Below are 18,142 nucleotides of genomic sequence, written 5' to 3'. Positions count from 1 at the left end.
GGGTAGGTTTTTATGTACAATGTTGCCAACATTACACCACAAGGTTCTCCCATTGCCACAACTGCCCATAGAAGCTGTGATGCCAGATCTGCTCGCTGGCGTAGAAACACATACTGAACTTATTCTTAAAGCGGCTCCCGGTGCGGGTAAGTCAACGTTCTTCCCTTTACAGCTGGTTAAGACCAATGCCGTTCAAGGCAAAATCATCATGCTTGAACCTAGGCGATTGGCGGCAAGAAACATCGCGACATATTTAGCTAGCCAGTTAGGTGAAAATGTAGGGGAGAGCATTGGTTATAGAGTTCGTGGTGAATCTAAAACCAGCAGTGCAACTCGCTTAGAGATCGTTACCGAAGGGATCATGACCAGAATGATCCAAACCGACCCAGAACTGACCGGAGTCGATATGGTGATCTTCGATGAATTCCATGAGCGCAGTATTCATGCGGATACGGCGCTGGCGTTTAGCTTGGAGATCCAAGAAGCGCTACGTGATGATCTGAAAGTGATCGTGATGTCGGCCACCTTAGATCAACAAGCTCTGCAATCCTTGTTGCCGGAGGCTAAGTATGTTGAGTCGCAAGGTCGCACCTTTCCGGTTGAATTCCGTTACCAGCCTTTGGGTACTAATGATTACTTGGCGCCTAAAATGGCTAATGTGATCTGTTCTCTGATGGAGAAGGAGTCGGGGTCACTATTGGCGTTCCTACCTGGAGTATCCGCAATAAAGCAGGTGGAAGCTCAATTAGAGAACTTAGCGACTGATATTGACGTGTGTCCTTTGTACGGGCAGCTTAACTTTTCTCAGCAACAGAAAGCGATAGCACCATCAGAGAAAGGGCGCCGCAAAGTGGTATTGGCCACCAATATCGCAGAAACCTCTTTGACTATCGAAGGCATTCGACTAGTTGTCGATTCAGGGCTTGAAAGAGTCGCGAAGTTTGATTTGAAAACCGGTATCACTAAGCTTGAGCAAGTCAAGATCTCACAGTCTTCCGCTGAGCAGCGTGCGGGTCGTGCTGGACGAATTGAGGAAGGGCTGTGTGTTCGTTTGTACAGCGAAACGCAGTTAATGCAGCAACCTGCTGTACCAGAACCTGAAATTCTCCATTCAGACCTCTCCTCGCTGGTGGCAGAATTGACTCAATGGGGCGCAGCAAATGCGGATGAACTGCAATGGCTCGATGTTCCACCACGAGCCTCTATTGAGCAAGCTAAGCAATTGCTGCAAAGTCTTGAGTTATTAGACACTCATGGTCAATTTACTCCGCTAGGTAAGCAAGCTCAGCGATTAGGTCTTGAGCCACGAATTGCAAGCATGCTGATTAAAGCGCAGCAGGGCAGCCAAGCCTTGTTGAATGTTGCTATTATTGCAGCCGCTTTATTGGAAGAACCAGAGCGCAATGTCACGGATATTCAGCACTCGCTCCATAGGCTAAAACAAAGAAAGCACTCGAAAAATAGCATTGTGGTTCAGAGAGCGAAAAACCTCGCTAGCAAACTGAATCATCACTTAGATTTGTCACAACTTGATGAATCATTGCTACCATTGGTGCTTTGTTTTGCATTCCCAGATCGAATAGCTCAAGCGAGAAGTGCCAACAGCAATGCTTTTCTGCTAGCAAATGGCCACGGTGCAGAGGTGCGCGATGATGATCCGCTGGCAAACAATGAATATATCGTGGTGATTGATTTGATGCGTAGCACCGGGCGTGCTAGTCAGATCTTTTTAGCGACACCTGTTGATATTGCACAGTTAGAAGAAGCATTTCCTAAGCTTTTTGTTTGTTCAGATTATGCTGACTGGGACGAAAAACGAGGCCGTTTAGTCGCAGAGCAAAGAGTTACTTTGGGTAAACTGGTTATCAGCACCAAGGCTTTACCTGATCCTGATGCAAGTCAGATTAGCCAAGCGCTGTTGAATTACATCGCTCGATGTGGACTGGACCGTTTAAATTGGACGCCATCGGCGAAGCAACTTGTTGAACGCGTGCGCTGCGCTCAACTTTGGATGCCGGAGCATGATTGGCCAGAAATGGACGACGCGAGCTTAGTTGAACATCTTGATACTTGGCTATCGCCGTATTTGAATGGCATTAAATCTGCGAAAGGGCTGGCAAACGTTTCGATTGAGCAGGCACTGTCGGCGTATCTCGGTTGGCCTCTAAATCAAGAGATTGACCAGTGGCTGCCAAGCCATTACGTGATGCCTACAGGCAGTAAAAAGGCGATCCGATACCAGTATCAATCTGAACCCGTGATCTCGGTTCGAATGCAAGAGGTCTTTGGTGAGCAAGACTCACCATTGATAGCCCAAGGGCGTAAAAAGGTTGTGCTTGAATTACTTTCTCCTGCACAGCGCCCATTACAAATTACTCAGGATTTAGCTGGCTTCTGGGCTGGCGCGTACAAAGAAGTGCAAAAAGAGATGAAAGGCCGTTACCCAAAACATCCTTGGCCCGATGACCCTGCTAACCATGTTGCAACCACTAAAACCAAACGACAGTTGAACCGATGATGACCAAAATGTTAACGCCAAAAAAGGCACCACCTAAAAAAGCGCCAGCAAAGAAGTCACCAACGACCAAAGCTAAACCAAGAAAGCCGAGAGCTGCCGCTAAGAAAGGCAAGTCGAAAGCGAAAAAGGCGGGCAACAGAGGTTGGTTAAAGATCCTATGGGGCATCGCGTGGAAGGCTGGCTTAGCACTGGCTGCATTACTGCTGTTTGTCGGTATCTACCTAGACTCTGTGGCGAAGCAGCGCTTTGAGGGCCAGCTATTTGATTTACCAACGGTTGTTTATGCGCGTGTGTTGGATTTATCTCCAGGTACTCAGATTAGTCTCGTTCAGGTTAAGAATGAACTGGATGTGCTGAATTACCGTAAGGTGAGCTCTCCTCGTCATCCTGGTGAGTATTCCTCTTCATCAACTAAAATTGAGATGATTCGCCGTCCGTTCGAGTTTGTCGATGGGCCGGAAGCCGATCGTCACGTGATGTTGCACTTCAATGGTAATGAGTTAACTCGCATTCAGTCGCTAGAGAAGAAAGGCGACATGGGGTATTTGCGTGTTGAACCTAAGATGTTGGGCATGCTTGAGAAAAGCAACGATGAGCAACGTCTGTTCCTAAAACGTAACCAATTCCCTGAAGTGATGGTTGATGCCTTGCTCGCAACGGAAGATAGAAACTTCTACCAGCACGATGGGGTCTCACCTTTGGCGATTGCTCGTGCAATGGTGGTGAACGTCAAGGCAGGGCGCACTGTACAAGGTGGTAGTACACTGACACAGCAGCTCGCGAAAAACCTGTTCCTATCTAGTGAGCGTACGCTTTGGCGTAAGATTCGAGAGGCCTATATCGCGCTTATCTTGGATCATCGTTACAGCAAAGACCGTATCCTAGAGGCTTACTTAAACGAGGTTTACCTTGGCCAAAATGGCGGTGAAGCGATTCACGGTTTTGGTTTGGCTTCACGTTTGTACTTCGGCCAACCGATTCAAGAATTGCGTATTGACCAGTTAGCCTTGCTGGTGGGTATGGTGAAAGGACCATCGTATTACAACCCGGTTCGCTACCCTGAGCGTGCTAAAACTCGACGCGATTTGGTTCTTCGCTTGTTGATGCAACAAGATATTTTGACCCCAAGACAATATGAAGAAGCAGCAAGTCGTGATTTGGATATTCAAGACAATCCGCGCATTGCCAGCCGTCAGCCTGCGTATTTCCAACAGGTCAACATCGAGCTGAAAAAGTACGTTGGTGATAGGTTCCAAGCGAAGAAAGGGATACGTGTATTCACCTCTTTGGACCCGGTTTCACAAGACAAGCTAGAGAAGTCGATTGCTCGCAAGGTACCAGAACTTTCGAAAACAGCAGGTGATAAATTAGAGGCTGCCGCGATCGCGGTAGATAGAAACACCGGTGAAATCCGAGCAATGGTCGGTGGTAAGCGTACTGGCTATGACGGCTTTAACCGTGCCTTGAATGCAAGCCGACCTATCGGTTCATTGGTGAAACCAGCGGTTTATTTGACTGCACTTGAGCAGCCAGAAAAGTACACCTTGGCAACGACCTTGATGGATACGCCACTTAGCTTAAAAGGCAGTAAGGGCAGTGTATGGAGCCCGAGAAACTTCGACCGTAAGTTCCGCGGCGAAGTGCCTTTATACGTGGCATTGTCTAAGTCCTATAACGTACCAACGGTACGTCTAGGGATGCAGTTAGGGATTGATAAGGTTTCCGATACTATAGGTAAATTGGGTGTCGATAAAAATGAGATTCGCCCTGTGCCATCGATGTTTTTGGGGGCGTTCTCTCTAACACCGTTCCAAGTGTCTCAGATGTTCCAAACGATCACCAACTCAGGTCGTATTGCACCTTTGTCTGCGCTTCGTTCTGTGGTTGATAGTGACGGTGAGGTTTTATACCAATCTATCCCTCGAGTATCGCAGCGCGTTGATCAGCAAGCCGCTTGGCTAACCACTTACGCAATGAAACGCGGTGTATCGGAAGGTACAGGTCGATTCCTACAGAACCAGTTTGCATGGGCAGGATTAGCCGGTAAAACAGGTACCAGTAATGACAGCCGCGACAGTTGGTTTGTGGGGGTTGATGGGCGCGAAGTAACGACCATCTGGCTTGGACGTGATGACAATAAACCGACTAAGCTTACTGGTTCTAGTGGTGCATTGCGTGTCTACGCTGATTACTTGAAGCAGAGAACGCCTGAACAGCTACTACTGCCATGGCCAACCGGAATTGCAACCGCGAGCTTCACTCGTACGTCTGACGGTGCGTTGGAATTTGACTGTGATGGTGCAGTTAAATTGCCGGTTTGGGATGAAAATGGAAACATTAAAAAGGGCTGTGAAAGTCAACCAAAACAGTGGCTAAAGAAGCTTTTTCAATGGTAAAGTCATAACAGAAATAATGACAAGGATAGTTTAAATAATGATTTCTCGTTGGTTAGTGAGCGGCTTAGGTATGGTCGGTACTGTGATCAGTTTTCAACTGTTCGCAGCGACTGCGGCAAAGGTTGATTCATCAGAGCATGTTGAACTTGAACAAGCTCATAAGAGGCCAACTGTCGCTCTTGTACTCGCAGGTGGCGGCGCAAAAGGTGCTGCTCATATTGGTGTACTTAAAGCGCTTGAAGAGATGCAAATCCCGGTTGATTACATTACCGGTACCAGTATGGGTTCATACGTTGGTGGTCTTTATGCGACAGGGATGAGCGCTGACGAGATTGAAAGCTTTATCTATACGGTGGATTGGAATCGCGGTTACCGTGACCGTGTAAATCGTAGCGATCGTCGTGTACGAGATAAAGAGTATGAAGACCGCTATCAACTGAATACCGATCTTGGTTTAGGTTGGGGAGAAATCAAAGCCAGAAAAGGCGTGGTACAAGGTCAGAATATGCTGCGTATTCTGCGTGAAACCACAGGTAACTTGTCACCACTCGACTCTTTCGATCATCTTGCTATCCCTTATCGCTCAGTCGCAACCGACATTATTGAACTTGAAGAAGTCGTGATTGACCATGGCCACCTTGTCGATGCCATGATGGCAAGTATGTCGGTACCTGGTGCTCTTCCGCCTTATGAAGTTGATGGGCGAATGCTAGTTGACGGTGGCGTAACCAACAATATGCCTGTTGATGTCGCAAGAGCGATGGGCGCAGATATCATCATTGCGGTTGATATCAGTACCAACTACAAAGGCAAAGAGGATTTTACGACCTTTTTAGCCGCAGCCGACCAGCTCTCCAATTATCTTGTTCAGCGTAGTACTCAGGAACAAGCTGAAACACTTACAGACAATGATGTATTCCTCCAACCTGATGTTGGAGAAATGGAAACCACTGAATTCGATAAAATGCCATCAGCTTACGAAGCCGGTTACGAGTCTGCTAAGCAGCATTCCGCTGAACTTTCTAAGTTGTCACTCTCGAATGCTGACTACCAGCACTATATCGAAGACAAACAAAAGGCGCGCAGACAGCTGAAACACGGTGATAAAACCGTGGTTGATAAGGTGGTGATCAACAACAACACCCACTACTCAGATAAGCTGCTTGAAAATCGCTTAAATCTTAATTCAGGCAAGGTTCTCAAAACCAGTGAAATTGAAGCGAAAGTCCAAGACCTTTATGCATTGGATCGCTTTGAGTTGGTTACTTATGAATTCGAAAACGTTGACGGTGAAGATCAACTTACGGTGAATGTGGATGAAAAGTCTTGGGGGCCAAATTACCTCAACTTCCGATTCTTCCTCGAAGACGATTTCTCTACTGAGAGTCAATATTCGCTCGGTGTTTCAGCTAACTTCACCGACATCAACTCGCATGGTGCTGAGTTGAGAACCAATATTGAAATGGGTACGGATAAGCGAATTGAAGCCGAACTTTACTCACCGTTCTTCTCAAGCCAGAAGTTATTTACCTCTGCTTCGATTGTTTACCGCAAAGAGAATCGAAACCTACCTGCAGGGATTGATGAGATTGAGGAGCCTACGTTAGACGTAACTCAAGATTATGTTCCGATGTCATACAGCGAATACATAGGTGAATTAGCGTTAGGTTATCAACCGACTCTGTGGCAAGAACTTAAGTTTGGTGTTCGCTATACCGATGGTGATGTAGAAGTAGCCTCGTTACCTTCACTGGGTGGTGGTAGTTACAATCGCGTTGGCGGTTTCATCAGTTATCGATTGGATACCTTAGACAACTTCAGTTTGCCAACCGAAGGTTACTTCGTTGATTTAGAGTACCTTGTCTCTCATGATGACTTTGAGAATAACAGCTCGATAGGAGATGATGAGTTAGCCTCTGGAAGTGATACCGTCTATGAGTTCTCAGCCAATCTAATGGCTGCAAAAAGCTATGAAAAGCATACTTTAGTCGGAAAAGTCGATTACGGCATTGTAGAGAGCAAGAACTCAGTTTTTCCTATCGATCCGAAAGAGCTAGGCGGCTTCCTGAATCTATCAGGTATCCCGAGAAACAGCTTGATCGGTCAGAATTTAGCGTACACCAGTCTGATCTATCGCTATAAGTGGTTTGAGAATGACTTCGGTCTCTTTGAATCGCCGTTCTATATAGGCGCATCCATCGAACATGGTGGCGTTTGGTCGAACAATGATTTGAAGCTTAATGAAGCTCCAATGTACACCGCAGGTTCGGTTTTCGCGGGTGTCGATTCCCCAATTGGGCCAATCATCTTGGCTTATGGACGCACGGAAGATAACTTCGATTCGGTTTACTTGATTGTTGGTACGTCTTACAAATAATCATGCGTAGAGTCGTCATTTTAGTGCGTAAATAGGCAAAAATAGTGGGACTTTCGTCTTAACTTGCTATGTTGGTCAAAATGATAAGATTTTAATTTAACGTTAAATTTGCTATTCTACCGCCCACAGTTTGGCCTCTATGACGCCGCTCATCAATACAAATTGAATGACAAAAATGGCAATGGAGAGCCAAGTTTCCAAGGATGTTCACTTCTTTATTTTACTAACAATTATGAAGGTGAGAAGTGAACCGCAATGAGAGGAAAAAGTCGTGCTTGAAGCCTACCGTAAACACGTCGAAGAACGTGCTGCCGAAGGAGTTGTTCCAAAACCACTAGATGCTGAGCAGGTAGCTGGCCTAGTTGAACTTCTGAAGAACCCACCTCAAGGTGAAGAAGAGTTTATTCTTGACCTACTAGAAAACCGCATTCCACCAGGCGTAGATGAAGCTGCCTATGTAAAAGCGGGCTTCCTAACGGCTATCACTAAAGGTGAAGTAGCATCTCCACTAGTAAGCAAAGCAAAAGCTGCAGAATTGCTTGGTACTATGCAAGGTGGCTACAACATCGAATCTCTAGTATCTCTACTTGATGATGCTGAGCTTGCTCCAATCGCTGTGAAAGCACTATCTCATACTCTACTGATGTTTGATGCGTTCTACGACGTAGAAGAGAAAGCAAAAGCTGGTAACGAATCAGCGCAAAAAGTCCTTCAATCTTGGGCTGATGCTGAATGGTTCACAGCGAAAGACAAAGTCGCTGAAAAAATCACAGTAAAAGTATTCAAAGTCACTGGTGAAACGAACACCGATGACCTATCTCCTGCACCTGATGCATGGTCACGTCCAGATATCCCAGTACACGCAAAAGCGATGCTGAAGATGGAACGTGATGGCATCAACCCAGATCAACCAGGTACGGTTGGCCCAATCGCTCAAATCGAAGAACTTCAAAAAGACGGCATTCAGCTTGCTTACGTAGGTGATGTTGTTGGTACAGGTTCTTCTCGTAAGTCGGCGACTAACTCAGTACTTTGGTTCATGGGTGAAGATATCCCTTACGTACCAAACAAGCGTACTGGCGGTGTTTGTTTAGGTGGTAAAATTGCTCCAATCTTCTACAACACAATGGAAGACTCTGGCGCACTACCTATCGAACTAGACGTACAAAACATGAACATGGGCGATGTTATCGATATCTTCCCATACGAAGGCGTTGTACGTAAAAACGGTGAAGAGATCTCTAGCTTTGAGCTAAGCAAAGTACTGCTTGATGAAGTTCGTGCTGGTGGTCGTATTCCACTTATCATCGGTCGTGGCCTAACAGGTCGTGCTCGTGCTTCTCTTGGTCTAGAAGAAACAGACCTATTCGCTAAGCCTGTTGACCCATCTGCCTCTGATAAAGGCTACACACTAGCTCAGAAGATGGTTGGTAAAGCATGTGGTGTTGAAGGTGTTCGCGCAGGTCAATACTGTGAGCCTAAGATGACGACAGTAGGTTCTCAAGATACTACTGGCCCTATGACGCGTGATGAGCTTAAAGACCTTGCTTGTCTTGGCTTCTCAGCTGACCTAGTGATGCAGTCTTTCTGTCACACATCGGCATACCCGAAACCAGTTGACGTAAACACGCACCACACACTACCTGATTTCATCATGAACCGTGCTGGTGTTTCACTACGCCCAGGTGATGGTGTTATCCACTCATGGCTAAACCGTATGCTTCTTCCTGATACTGTAGGTACAGGTGGTGACTCGCATACTCGTTTCCCTCTAGGTATCTCATTCCCTGCGGGTTCAGGTCTAGTTGCATTCGCGGCAGCAACAGGTGTAATGCCTCTTGATATGCCAGAATCTATCTTGGTTCGCTTTAAAGGTGAAATGCAGCCAGGTATCACGCTACGTGACCTAGTACATGCAATTCCTCTATACGGCATCAAGCAAGGCCTACTAACCGTAGAGAAAGCAGGTAAGATCAACGAATTCTCTGGTCGCGTACTAGAAATCGAAGGTGTTGAACACCTATCTGTTGAGCAAGCGTTTGAACTTTCTGATGCATCTGCTGAGCGTTCAGCGGCAGGTTGTACTGTTAAGCTGTCTCAAGAGTCTATCGAAGAGTACCTGAACTCAAACATCGTTATGCTTAAGTGGATGATCGCTGAAGGCTACGGTGATGTTCGTACTATCGAGCGTCGTATTACAGCAATGGAAGAGTGGCTAGCGAACCCTGAGTTGCTGTCTGCTGATTCAGATGCTGAATACGCTCACGTTATCGAGATCGACCTTGCTGACATCGATCAGCCAATCCTGTGTGCACCGAACGATCCAGATGATGCTCGTCTTCTTTCTGACGTTCAAGGTACAGAGATCCAAGAAGTGTTCATCGGCTCTTGTATGACCAACATCGGTCACTTCCGTGCTGCAGGTAAGATGCTTGAAGAGTTCAACGGCTCTCTAAGTACTCGTCTATGGGTGGCTCCGCCAACTAAGATGGATAAAGACCAGCTAACAGAAGAAGGCTACTACGGTATCTTCGGTCGTGCAGGGGTTCGTATCGAAACTCCAGGTTGTTCTCTATGTATGGGTAACCAAGCACGTGTTGCAGACAAGTCGACAGTAATGTCTACGTCTACTCGTAACTTCCCGAACCGTTTGGGTACAGGTGCGAACGTTTACCTAGCATCTGCTGAGCTTTCTGCTGTAGGTGCGATTCTAGGTCGTATCCCAACGAAAGAAGAGTATCTAGAGTACGCAGAGAAGATTAATGCAACGGCAGCTGACACGTACCGTTACCTGAACTTCCACAAAATGGGTCAGTACACGGAAAAAGCCGATACGGTTATTTTCCAAGAACCAGCATAATCGCTGATTGACGAAGTAACTAATTAAACGCCTTCTATTCGTAGAAGGCGTTTTTTTATGTCTGAATGCTGGGTGACGAGCCCCTCGATCTATTGATTACTTCACTATATACTCTCGCCTCATTTTTAACCCTGTCTGCAGTTACTGCGTGGAGCCACTATGGAATTCGAATTTACAAGAAACACTTTGATGGGTGAGTACTACGTGAAATGCAGCATGGGGCACGAAATCGTTGGACGTTGGCTTCAAGAAGAGATTGGCAAAGACAAAAGTAAAATCGATCAGGTGTTAGCACTTGTTGAAGAGTCACGTACTAACTTTAGCAATGAGCTTTCAATGGTAGGTAAAGAGATCACGTTATCGATCAATGAAGATGAAGTAACGGTTCAAGAGAATGTCCTCGGCCATGAGTATGAAATGGAAGAGGGCAGCGAATTCGACTTTTACAACAGTGAAAGCTCATCGGTTTGTGGAATTGATGATTTTGAGTTGCTGATGGAGCGCTGGGTAGATTTTTTAGGATTGTAGAATACCCAATTGAGCGCATTGCCCAAATATAGAGCAATTTGATACCAGCGCATTAAGATAGTGAAAAGGTCGCACCATTATGGTGCGACCTTTTTCGTTGTTGGAGGTGTATAAAGCCAAATTTATTTAATATCAATAACTTAACTTTTTGGCACGCTACTTGGATTATAGAAAGAGTATTAACGGACTAAGTGATAAATCTAAGGAACGATTATGAAACTCATCAATGCCATAGTGAAACCATTCAAATTAGACGATGTGAGAGAAGCGCTATCTGATGTCGGTATCGAAGGTATGACTGTATCAGAAGTAAAAGGTTTTGGTCGTCAAAAAGGCCACACGGAACTGTACCGCGGTGCGGAATATCAAGTTGATTTCCTTCCAAAAGTAAAACTAGAAATCGCGACTCAAGCAGAAAACGTGGACCGTGTTGTTGAAGCGATTAGCCAAGCGGCTCACACCGGAAAAATCGGTGACGGTAAGATTTTTGTGTACGACCTGAGCCAAGCAGTACGTATCCGTACAGGCGAAATGGACGCAGAAGCACTTTAAGAATTCAAGGACTGGAGAATTTAATATGGAACTTTTAACAACAGTAACGGAATTACGTTACGCACTAGACACTTTTTTCTTCCTCATTTCAGGTGCGTTGGTAATGTGGATGGCGGCAGGCTTTGCAATGCTTGAGGCTGGTCTTGTACGTTCAAAGAACACCACTGAAATCCTAACTAAAAACGTTTGTTTGTATGCGATTGCATGTACGACTTACCTAGTTGTTGGTTACAACATCATGTATGTCGATAACGGCGAAGGCGGTTGGTTGCCATCTTTTGGTGCACTAATTGGTACGCAAGGTGAAGGTGCGGATCACTCTCTAGAATCTGACTTCTTCTTCCAAGTAGTATTCGTTGCAACAGCAATGTCAGTCGTATCTGGTGCGGTTGCTGAGCGTATGAAACTATGGTCATTCCTGATCTTCTCTGTGGTTCTGACAGCGTTCATCTACCCAATGGAAGGTTACTGGACATGGGGCGGCGGTTTCCTATCAGAAGCAGGCTTCAGTGACTTTGCAGGTTCAGGTATCGTACACATGGCAGGTGCAGCAGCAGCTCTAGCTGGCGTACTTCTACTGGGTGCTCGTAAAGGTAAATACGGTAAAAACGGTGAAATCTACCCAATTCCTGGTTCAAACATGCCACTAGCAACATTAGGTACATTCATCCTATGGTTCGGTTGGTTCGGCTTCAACGGCGGTTCTCAGCTAATGGTATCGGACTTTGAAAACGCGACAGCAGTAGGTCAAATCTTCCTAAACACAAACGCAGCAGCAGCAGCAGGTGCAATCGCAGCACTACTAGTGTGTAAGACCACTTGGGGCAAAGCAGACCTAACAATGGTACTAAACGGTGCGTTGGCAGGCCTAGTGGCTATCACAGCGGATCCACTATCTCCATCACCTCTATTTGCAGTCGCTATCGGTTCAGTTTCTGGTGCACTGGTGGTGTTCAGCATCATCGCTCTAGATAAAGCTAAGATTGATGACCCAGTAGGTGCTATCTCAGTACACGGTGTGTGTGGCTTCTTCGGTCTGATGGCTGTGCCACTAAGCAACGCTGATGCAACATTTGGTGCTCAACTATTCGGTGCTGCAGTAATCTTTGCTTGGGTATTCGGTGCAAGTCTAGCGGTGTGGGCAATCCTAAAAGCCACAATCGGTATCCGTGTAAGCGAAGACGAAGAGCTAGAAGGTATGGATATGCACGACTGTGGTGTTGGTGCTTACCCAGAGTTCGTATCTGTGAAGTAACATTTACAAATATTTACATTTAACCTACTTGAAACCTGCTCGGATGAGCAGGTTTTTTTGTTCTTCATCATTGTTTTCTAAATTATGATGAATATAATAACGCAACTGATAAACGTTATCATTACGAAGTTAAAGGACTGAACCAATGAAAAAACTGCTAACTCTTTCTGCTCTAGCTTGTGCAACTATCGCACCTACAGCTGCAATCGCGGCAGAAGAAGTGAACGTATACTCTTACCGTCAACCTTTCCTTGTTGAGCCTATGTTCAACGAGTTCACGAAAGAAACTGGTATTAAAGTAAACGTTAAGTTCGCGAAGAAAGGTCTAGCAGAGAAGCTAGCTCAAGAAGGCGAGTACAGCCCAGCTGACGTTATCCTAACTGTGGATATTAGCCGTCTATCTGAGCTAACTAAGCAAGGTCTAGTTCAATCTGTTGAGAGCGACGTACTAGAGAAGAACATCCCAGCTCAGTACCAAGATACTGATAACGAATGGTTTGCTCTAACAACTCGTACGCGTAGCGTTTACTCTTCACGTGACCGTGTTGGCCGTCTAGGTGAAGATTTCACTTACGCAGACTTAGCTAAGCCAGAATTCAAAGGCAAAATCTGTACTCGTAGCGGTAAGCACCCTTACAACGTATCTCTAGTTTCTTCTATGATTGCTCATAAAGGCGAAGCTGAAACTAAAGAGTGGCTAGAAGGCGTTAAAGCAAACCTAGCTCGTAAGCCTCAAGGTAACGACCGTGCACAAGTTAAAGCTATCAAAGAAGGTCTATGTGACGTTTCTCTTGGTAACAGCTACTACCTAGGTAAGATGGTTAACGATAAAGAGCAAAAAGCTTGGGCTGATGCTGTTTACATTAACTTCCCTAACCAAGAGACGACTGGTACTCACGTAAACATCTCTGGTATGGCAATGGCGAAATACTCTCCAAACAAAGAGAACGCTGTTAAGCTAATGGAATTCCTAGCAGGTAACACTGCACAAGGTATGTACGCTGAAGTGAACTACGAATACCCAGTAAAAGCTGATGTTAAACCATCTGAGCTTGTAGCATCTTGGGGTGAGTTCAAAGCAGATACAATTTCTCTAGACGAGATTGCTAACCACCACGAAGCGGCAATCAAACTTCTAGATGAAGTTAAATTCGACCTTTAATTCCATTGATGTAGGCTGCAGCCTAGATTGATTAACAACCTCAAGTTCCTACTTTATGGACTTGGGGTTGTTTTGTTTTTAAGCAAGTCACTTTTTGATACAAAGCAACGCCTAGAACTGGTGAGTTCTGAGCTTCGCGCCTTGCAGTCACAGTGCGATATCGGTATAACTACCCTTAGTTTTTAAAAGGATATGAGATGTATTTTCAAACGCATTTTCGAGTTATCCCTCTCCGTTGTAATTAAGCGATGAAACAAAAGAATTATATATGGAACACCAGTAGTGGAGTGATTGCTTTGCTGCTGGTTTTTCCGATCTTAGCGATATTCACAACCGCTGTTGGTGAAACGGATGAGCTCTTCTCTCATCTTATGTCTACAGTGATGCCTACCTACGCCTACAACACAGTGGTTTTAGTGTTCGGCACCATGTGTTTGTCGTTGATTTTTGGGATTCCCTCAGCGTGGATCATGGCAATGTGCCGTATCCCTGGCGAGCGGGTCCTACAATGGGCGCTAGTACTTCCTCTAGCGATGCCAGGTTACATCGTAGGTTATATCTTTACCGATTGGTTTGATTTCGCTGGACCAGTGCAGATTCTGCTGCGTGACATAACAGGGTGGGGGCCGGGTGAGTATTGGTTCCCAGATATCCGAACCCTAAGCGGTGCGATTATTGTACTTTCTCTGGTTCTATATCCTTATGTGTACCTGCTATGCCGTGCTGCATTCATGGAGCAGAACGTCTCTCTACTCCAATCCTCTAGATTATTGAAATGCTCACCTTGGGAAAGCTTCCGCCGCATCTCTTTGCCGCTTGTGCGCCCATCAATGGCTGTCGGTTTATCACTTGTTGCCATGGAAACCATCGGTGACTTCGGTACGGTCAGCTACTTTGCGGTGAACACCTTAACAACGGCGGTTTATGATACCTGGTTAGGTTACTCAAGCTTGACCGCGGCAGCGAAAATATCGGCAATCATGTTGGTTATCGTGATTCTATTGCTAAGCTCGGAGCGATACAGTCGCCGTAAACAGAAGCTATTTCAAAATCAATTCAGTAGTAGTGAAGATTTTCGCTATGACCTGTCTGGTTGGAAAAAATGGCTAGCAATGTTTTGGTGTTGGGGGTTAGTCTGTGTCGCATTCTTGTTCCCGCTTGGTCAGTTAATTATTTATGCTTATAAATACTTCGGTCAAAGCTGGACTCCAGAATTTAGAGAATACGCGGTTAACAGCTTATATGTTTCTATTGTGGCTGCGATCATCGGTGTGATCATTGCTCTCATTGTGAACTTTAATCAGCGAGTAAGCCCAGGTAAGAGAAGTCAGGCATACATGCGTCTTGCTTCTATGGGTTATGCCGTACCTGGCACCGTGTTGGCAATTGGTGTGATGGTGCCGGTTTTGTTCATGGACCACTTAATTAATGATATTGCGAAAGTGATGGAGTGGGGACGTCCGGGGCTGATCTTCTCTGGCTCTATGTTCGCGCTTATTTTTGCGATGGTAGTGCGTTTTTCTGCGGTTGCTATCGGCAGTGTGGAAAGTAGCCTAAGTAAAGTGTCGCCGTCTTTGGATATGGCTTCAAAGACCATGGGTTGTAACACCAACCAAATGTTACGCCGAGTGCATTTGCCTTTGATTAAGCGTGGTGCTTTGATTGCAGGACTATTGGTGTTTATCGAATCGATGAAAGAGTTGAATGCAGCGCTATTGCTGCGTCCGTTTAACTTTGAAACCCTAGCTACCTATGTTTACAACTATGCCTCTGATGAGCATCTAGAGCTGGCTGCGATGCCTGCTGTGTTACTTGTACTTGTGGGTCTAATCCCATTGATCATCGTCAACCGTTCTTTGGAGCAAAAAAACTAATGAGCTGTGCATTATCTATTAAAGATCTGACTTGTAAGTATGAGTCTCAAACGGTTCTCGAGTCGCTTTCTCTTGAAGTTGAACATGGCGAGATCGTATGTCTACTTGGCGCTAGTGGCTGTGGTAAAACAACCTTACTAAAGGCGATTGCTGGATTACTTCCGTTGAGTCATGGGGTAATGAATCTTAACTGTCAGACTATTGATGATGGTAAGAATTGGCTACCACCAGAGCAACGTAACATCGGCATGATCTTCCAAGATTATGCGCTGTTTCCGCACCTTACCGTCAATCAGAACGTAGCATTTGGCTTGCGTGATATGTCTGAGCAAGACAAGAAAGCAAAAGTGAAAGAGATGCTTGAGTTGGTTCACCTTGATCAATATGGTGAGCGTTATCCTCATCAGTTGTCTGGTGGACAGCAGCAACGTGTCGCTATTGCTCGCTCTTTGGCTTACAAGCCTGATCTACTGTTACTTGATGAACCGTTCTCAAACATTGATACCCAAGTTCGTCACGAGTTGATTTCTCAGATCCGCAAGATCTTCAAGAAGCAGGGTGTAACCGCTATTTTTGTTACTCACAGTCGTGAAGAAGCGTTTGCCTTTGCGGATAAAATGGCCGTAATGAATCATGGTGTGATTGAACAGTATGGTTCAGCATCTGAGCTGTACTTCCACCCATCAAGCAAGTTTGTGGCGGATTTCTTAGGTGGTGGTAGTTATTTAAATGCTCAGCGTATTTCAGATAATGAATTCGAAACCAGCTTGGGCTTAGTGGAAGCAAAAGCGCAAACGGAAATTGATGTTGGCTCTGAGTGTGCACTGTTATTACGACCTCAGCATATTGTCGCGAGCCACGATACAGAGAGTAACTTGTCGGTATTGGAGCAGCAATTTATGGGCGACCATTGTCGTTATGTGATTGAAGCCAATGGTCAAAAGCTACTGGCGACTTCGTCGGAAGCGCTAGAGGTTGGCATGCCTGTAACCGTGAAGGTAGACACCAAAGGGGTGTTGGCATTTTAAGTCGACTTAGTTGCTGAGCTGTCAACTCGGCATAAAAAAGCCCAGTACTTTCACCAAAGTACTGGGCAAGAGTTCTTCACCTATAGGCTTTAACAAGGCAGTGGTTTGTTAAGTCCCATACAAAACTGCTGCACTCTATAAGCCTATAGAGAGAGGAAGTCTTTCACTTTTTGAAGAACACGTTCCGCAGTCTCTTTATCTTCCATTTCAGCGAAGATTCGTAGTAAAGGCTCTGTTCCAGAGAAACGAGCAATAACCCAGCCGCCATTCTTAAAGTACACCTTAGCACCATCTTCATAGCTGACTTTTTCAATCTCATACTCAAATTCAGGCAGTTGCTTCTCTACGTAGATCTTGGTGTAGAGCGCTTCTTTTTCTGAAGGTTTGAATTTGCAGTCACCTTCCGCGGTGTAGGCATAGCCATATTTCGAGTAGATCTCATCAAGTAATTCAGACAATTTCTTGCCCGTTACACTGATCATCTCAACCAGTAGGCTTGATGCGAAGACACCATCTTTACCTTTGATGTGGCCGCGAATGGTTAAACCACCAGAACTTTCACCGCCAATCAGAGAGTCGTCGGCTTCCATTTGCGAGCTGATATGCTTAAAGCCTACTGGAACCTCAAAGCTCTTTTCACCATGATCGGCTGCCACTTTATCGAGTAGATGAGTGGTTGCGATATTACGAACTACCGATCCTTTCCAGCCCTTGTATTCCAACAAGTAGTAGTAAAGCAGTAGTAGCACTTCGTTAGGGTGAATGAAGCTACCTTTCTCATCGATAATACCTAGGCGGTCAGCATCGCCATCGGTACCAATACCGATGTCATACCCTTCAGCGGCAACCAAGTGCTTCAAGCGATAGAGTGTAGCTGCGCTTGGTGATGGCATCAATCCACCAAAATCTGGGTTTTTACCATCGTTGATCACATCCACATCACAACGACCATTGATAAGAACGGTTTGCAGGGCGTTCTTCGCTACACCAAACATAGGGTCAATCAGTACGCGTAGGTTCGCTTTCTTGATTGACTCGATATCGATGAAGTTAATGATCGAATCAACAAAGTCGTTCATTGGGTTGATGATTTCGATCTCTTTGTCGTTCAACGCTTGTTCGAAGTCGACACGGATAACGTCTTCGTTGGTTAGAGTTGCGATTTGCTGTTCGATCTTCTCTGTGATGATTTCATCAGCATCACGACCACCTTCAATAAACACCTTGATGCCGTTGTAATCCGCTGGGTTGTGAGAAGCGGTAATACATGCCGAGTAGGTGCAGCCCATCTCTTTTGCTTGGAACATTACGATAGGGGTTGGAACAAACTTATCGATGAAGCTGACTTTGATGTTGTTAGCGGCTAATACTTCAGCAAACCAACATGCAGCTTTATCGGAAAGGAAGCGACGGTCATAACCGATCACAAATCCGTTTTTAGCTGCATCTTCATTGTTTATGATGTTTGCCAACGCCTGTGCCACAAGGCGAACGTTCTCTCTGGTGAACTCTTCACCAATGAAAGCACGCCAGCCACCTGTACCAAATTTAATCATTAGAAAATCCTTTTAGTCTCTTTGCCTCAAACCCAA

Annotated in this window: 11 protein-coding genes; 10 read left to right on the top strand and 1 reads right to left on the bottom strand. The window is 45.6% G+C overall.

Translation table 11 applies throughout. The features are described 5' to 3' along the window. Positions 1-79 precede the first annotated feature (79 nt). From hrpB to L1D55_RS17225, 10 genes are all read left to right on the top strand, one after another. The gene (gene hrpB, locus L1D55_RS17270) at positions 80-2,518 is read left to right on the top strand and encodes an ATP-dependent helicase HrpB (RefSeq protein ID WP_239918247.1); all 2,439 of its coding nucleotides are present in this window, start codon (positions 80-82) and stop codon (positions 2,516-2,518) included. Next, complete coding sequence (gene mrcB, locus L1D55_RS17265) at positions 2,515-4,914, top strand: penicillin-binding protein 1B (RefSeq protein ID WP_239918240.1); 2,400 nt, start codon at positions 2,515-2,517, stop codon at positions 4,912-4,914. Before hrpB ends, mrcB begins: the two co-directional genes overlap by 4 nt. Before the next feature lie 37 nt (positions 4,915-4,951). Further along, on the top strand, positions 4,952-7,291 hold the full coding sequence (locus L1D55_RS17260) for a patatin-like phospholipase family protein (protein WP_239918239.1): 2,340 nt from the start codon (positions 4,952-4,954) through the stop codon (positions 7,289-7,291). A 271-nt stretch (positions 7,292-7,562) separates the two neighbouring features. Next, positions 7,563-10,151 (top strand): bifunctional aconitate hydratase 2/2-methylisocitrate dehydratase, encoded by a 2,589-nt coding sequence (acnB, locus tag L1D55_RS17255; protein WP_239918238.1) that lies wholly within the window; start codon positions 7,563-7,565, stop codon positions 10,149-10,151. Positions 10,152-10,310: 159 nt separating this feature from the next. Next, positions 10,311-10,679, top strand: coding sequence for a YacL family protein (locus tag L1D55_RS17250; RefSeq protein ID WP_239918237.1), 369 nt, complete (start codon positions 10,311-10,313; stop codon positions 10,677-10,679). 213 nt (positions 10,680-10,892) lie between these two features. Beyond that, positions 10,893-11,231, top strand: a complete 339-nt coding sequence (gene glnK, locus L1D55_RS17245; protein WP_004738200.1) for a P-II family nitrogen regulator — start codon at positions 10,893-10,895, stop codon at positions 11,229-11,231. Positions 11,232-11,256: 25 nt separating this feature from the next. Then, positions 11,257-12,486 (top strand): ammonium transporter, encoded by a 1,230-nt coding sequence (locus L1D55_RS17240; RefSeq protein WP_032551509.1) that lies wholly within the window; start codon positions 11,257-11,259, stop codon positions 12,484-12,486. A gap of 145 nt (positions 12,487-12,631) precedes the next feature. Next, a complete protein-coding gene (locus L1D55_RS17235; RefSeq protein WP_032551510.1) occupies positions 12,632-13,648 on the top strand; it encodes a Fe(3+) ABC transporter substrate-binding protein in 1,017 nt (338 codons plus the stop codon). A 248-nt stretch (positions 13,649-13,896) separates the two neighbouring features. Continuing rightward, the gene (locus L1D55_RS17230; protein ID WP_239918236.1) at positions 13,897-15,522 is read left to right on the top strand and encodes an iron ABC transporter permease; all 1,626 of its coding nucleotides are present in this window, start codon (positions 13,897-13,899) and stop codon (positions 15,520-15,522) included. Further along, positions 15,522-16,550 carry an ABC transporter ATP-binding protein gene (locus L1D55_RS17225; protein WP_171367360.1) on the top strand — a complete coding sequence of 343 codons (1,029 nt, stop codon included), beginning with the start codon at positions 15,522-15,524 and terminating at the stop codon, positions 16,548-16,550. The genes L1D55_RS17230 and L1D55_RS17225 overlap by 1 nt, the downstream gene beginning before the upstream one ends. 143 nt (positions 16,551-16,693) lie before the next feature. Here the strand turns inward: L1D55_RS17225 and L1D55_RS17220 are convergent, their stop codons facing one another. Further along, entirely contained in the window at positions 16,694-18,106 is a 1,413-nt protein-coding gene (locus tag L1D55_RS17220; protein WP_061032491.1) for a phosphoglucomutase/phosphomannomutase family protein, read from the bottom strand. Positions 18,107-18,142: the final 36 nt, after the last annotated feature.

It is taken from the genome of Vibrio sp. Isolate22 (assembly GCF_022398115.1).
Taxonomy (GTDB): Bacteria; Pseudomonadota; Gammaproteobacteria; order Enterobacterales; family Vibrionaceae; genus Vibrio.
The sequence above is the reverse complement of the archived record's forward strand: the minus strand, read 5'-3'. Positions and strand labels throughout refer to the sequence as shown.

What these genes read in the sequence shown, in the direction of transcription:
- hrpB (WP_239918247.1), top strand. Translation starts at nt 80, where the DNA reads ATGCCAGATCTGCTCGCTGGCGTAGAAACACATACTGAACTTATTCTT.
- mrcB (WP_239918240.1), top strand. Translation starts at nt 2,515, where the DNA reads ATGATGACCAAAATGTTAACGCCAAAAAAGGCACCACCTAAAAAAGCG.
- L1D55_RS17260 (WP_239918239.1), top strand. Translation starts at nt 4,952, where the DNA reads ATGATTTCTCGTTGGTTAGTGAGCGGCTTAGGTATGGTCGGTACTGTG.
- L1D55_RS17250 (WP_239918237.1), top strand. Translation starts at nt 10,311, where the DNA reads ATGGAATTCGAATTTACAAGAAACACTTTGATGGGTGAGTACTACGTG.
- glnK (WP_004738200.1), top strand. Translation starts at nt 10,893, where the DNA reads ATGAAACTCATCAATGCCATAGTGAAACCATTCAAATTAGACGATGTG.
- L1D55_RS17240 (WP_032551509.1), top strand. Translation starts at nt 11,257, where the DNA reads ATGGAACTTTTAACAACAGTAACGGAATTACGTTACGCACTAGACACT.
- L1D55_RS17235 (WP_032551510.1), top strand. Translation starts at nt 12,632, where the DNA reads ATGAAAAAACTGCTAACTCTTTCTGCTCTAGCTTGTGCAACTATCGCA.
- L1D55_RS17230 (WP_239918236.1), top strand. Translation starts at nt 13,897, where the DNA reads ATGAAACAAAAGAATTATATATGGAACACCAGTAGTGGAGTGATTGCT.
- L1D55_RS17225 (WP_171367360.1), top strand. Translation starts at nt 15,522, where the DNA reads ATGAGCTGTGCATTATCTATTAAAGATCTGACTTGTAAGTATGAGTCT.
- L1D55_RS17220 (WP_061032491.1), bottom strand. Translation starts at nt 18,106, where the DNA reads ATGATTAAATTTGGTACAGGTGGCTGGCGTGCTTTCATTGGTGAAGAG.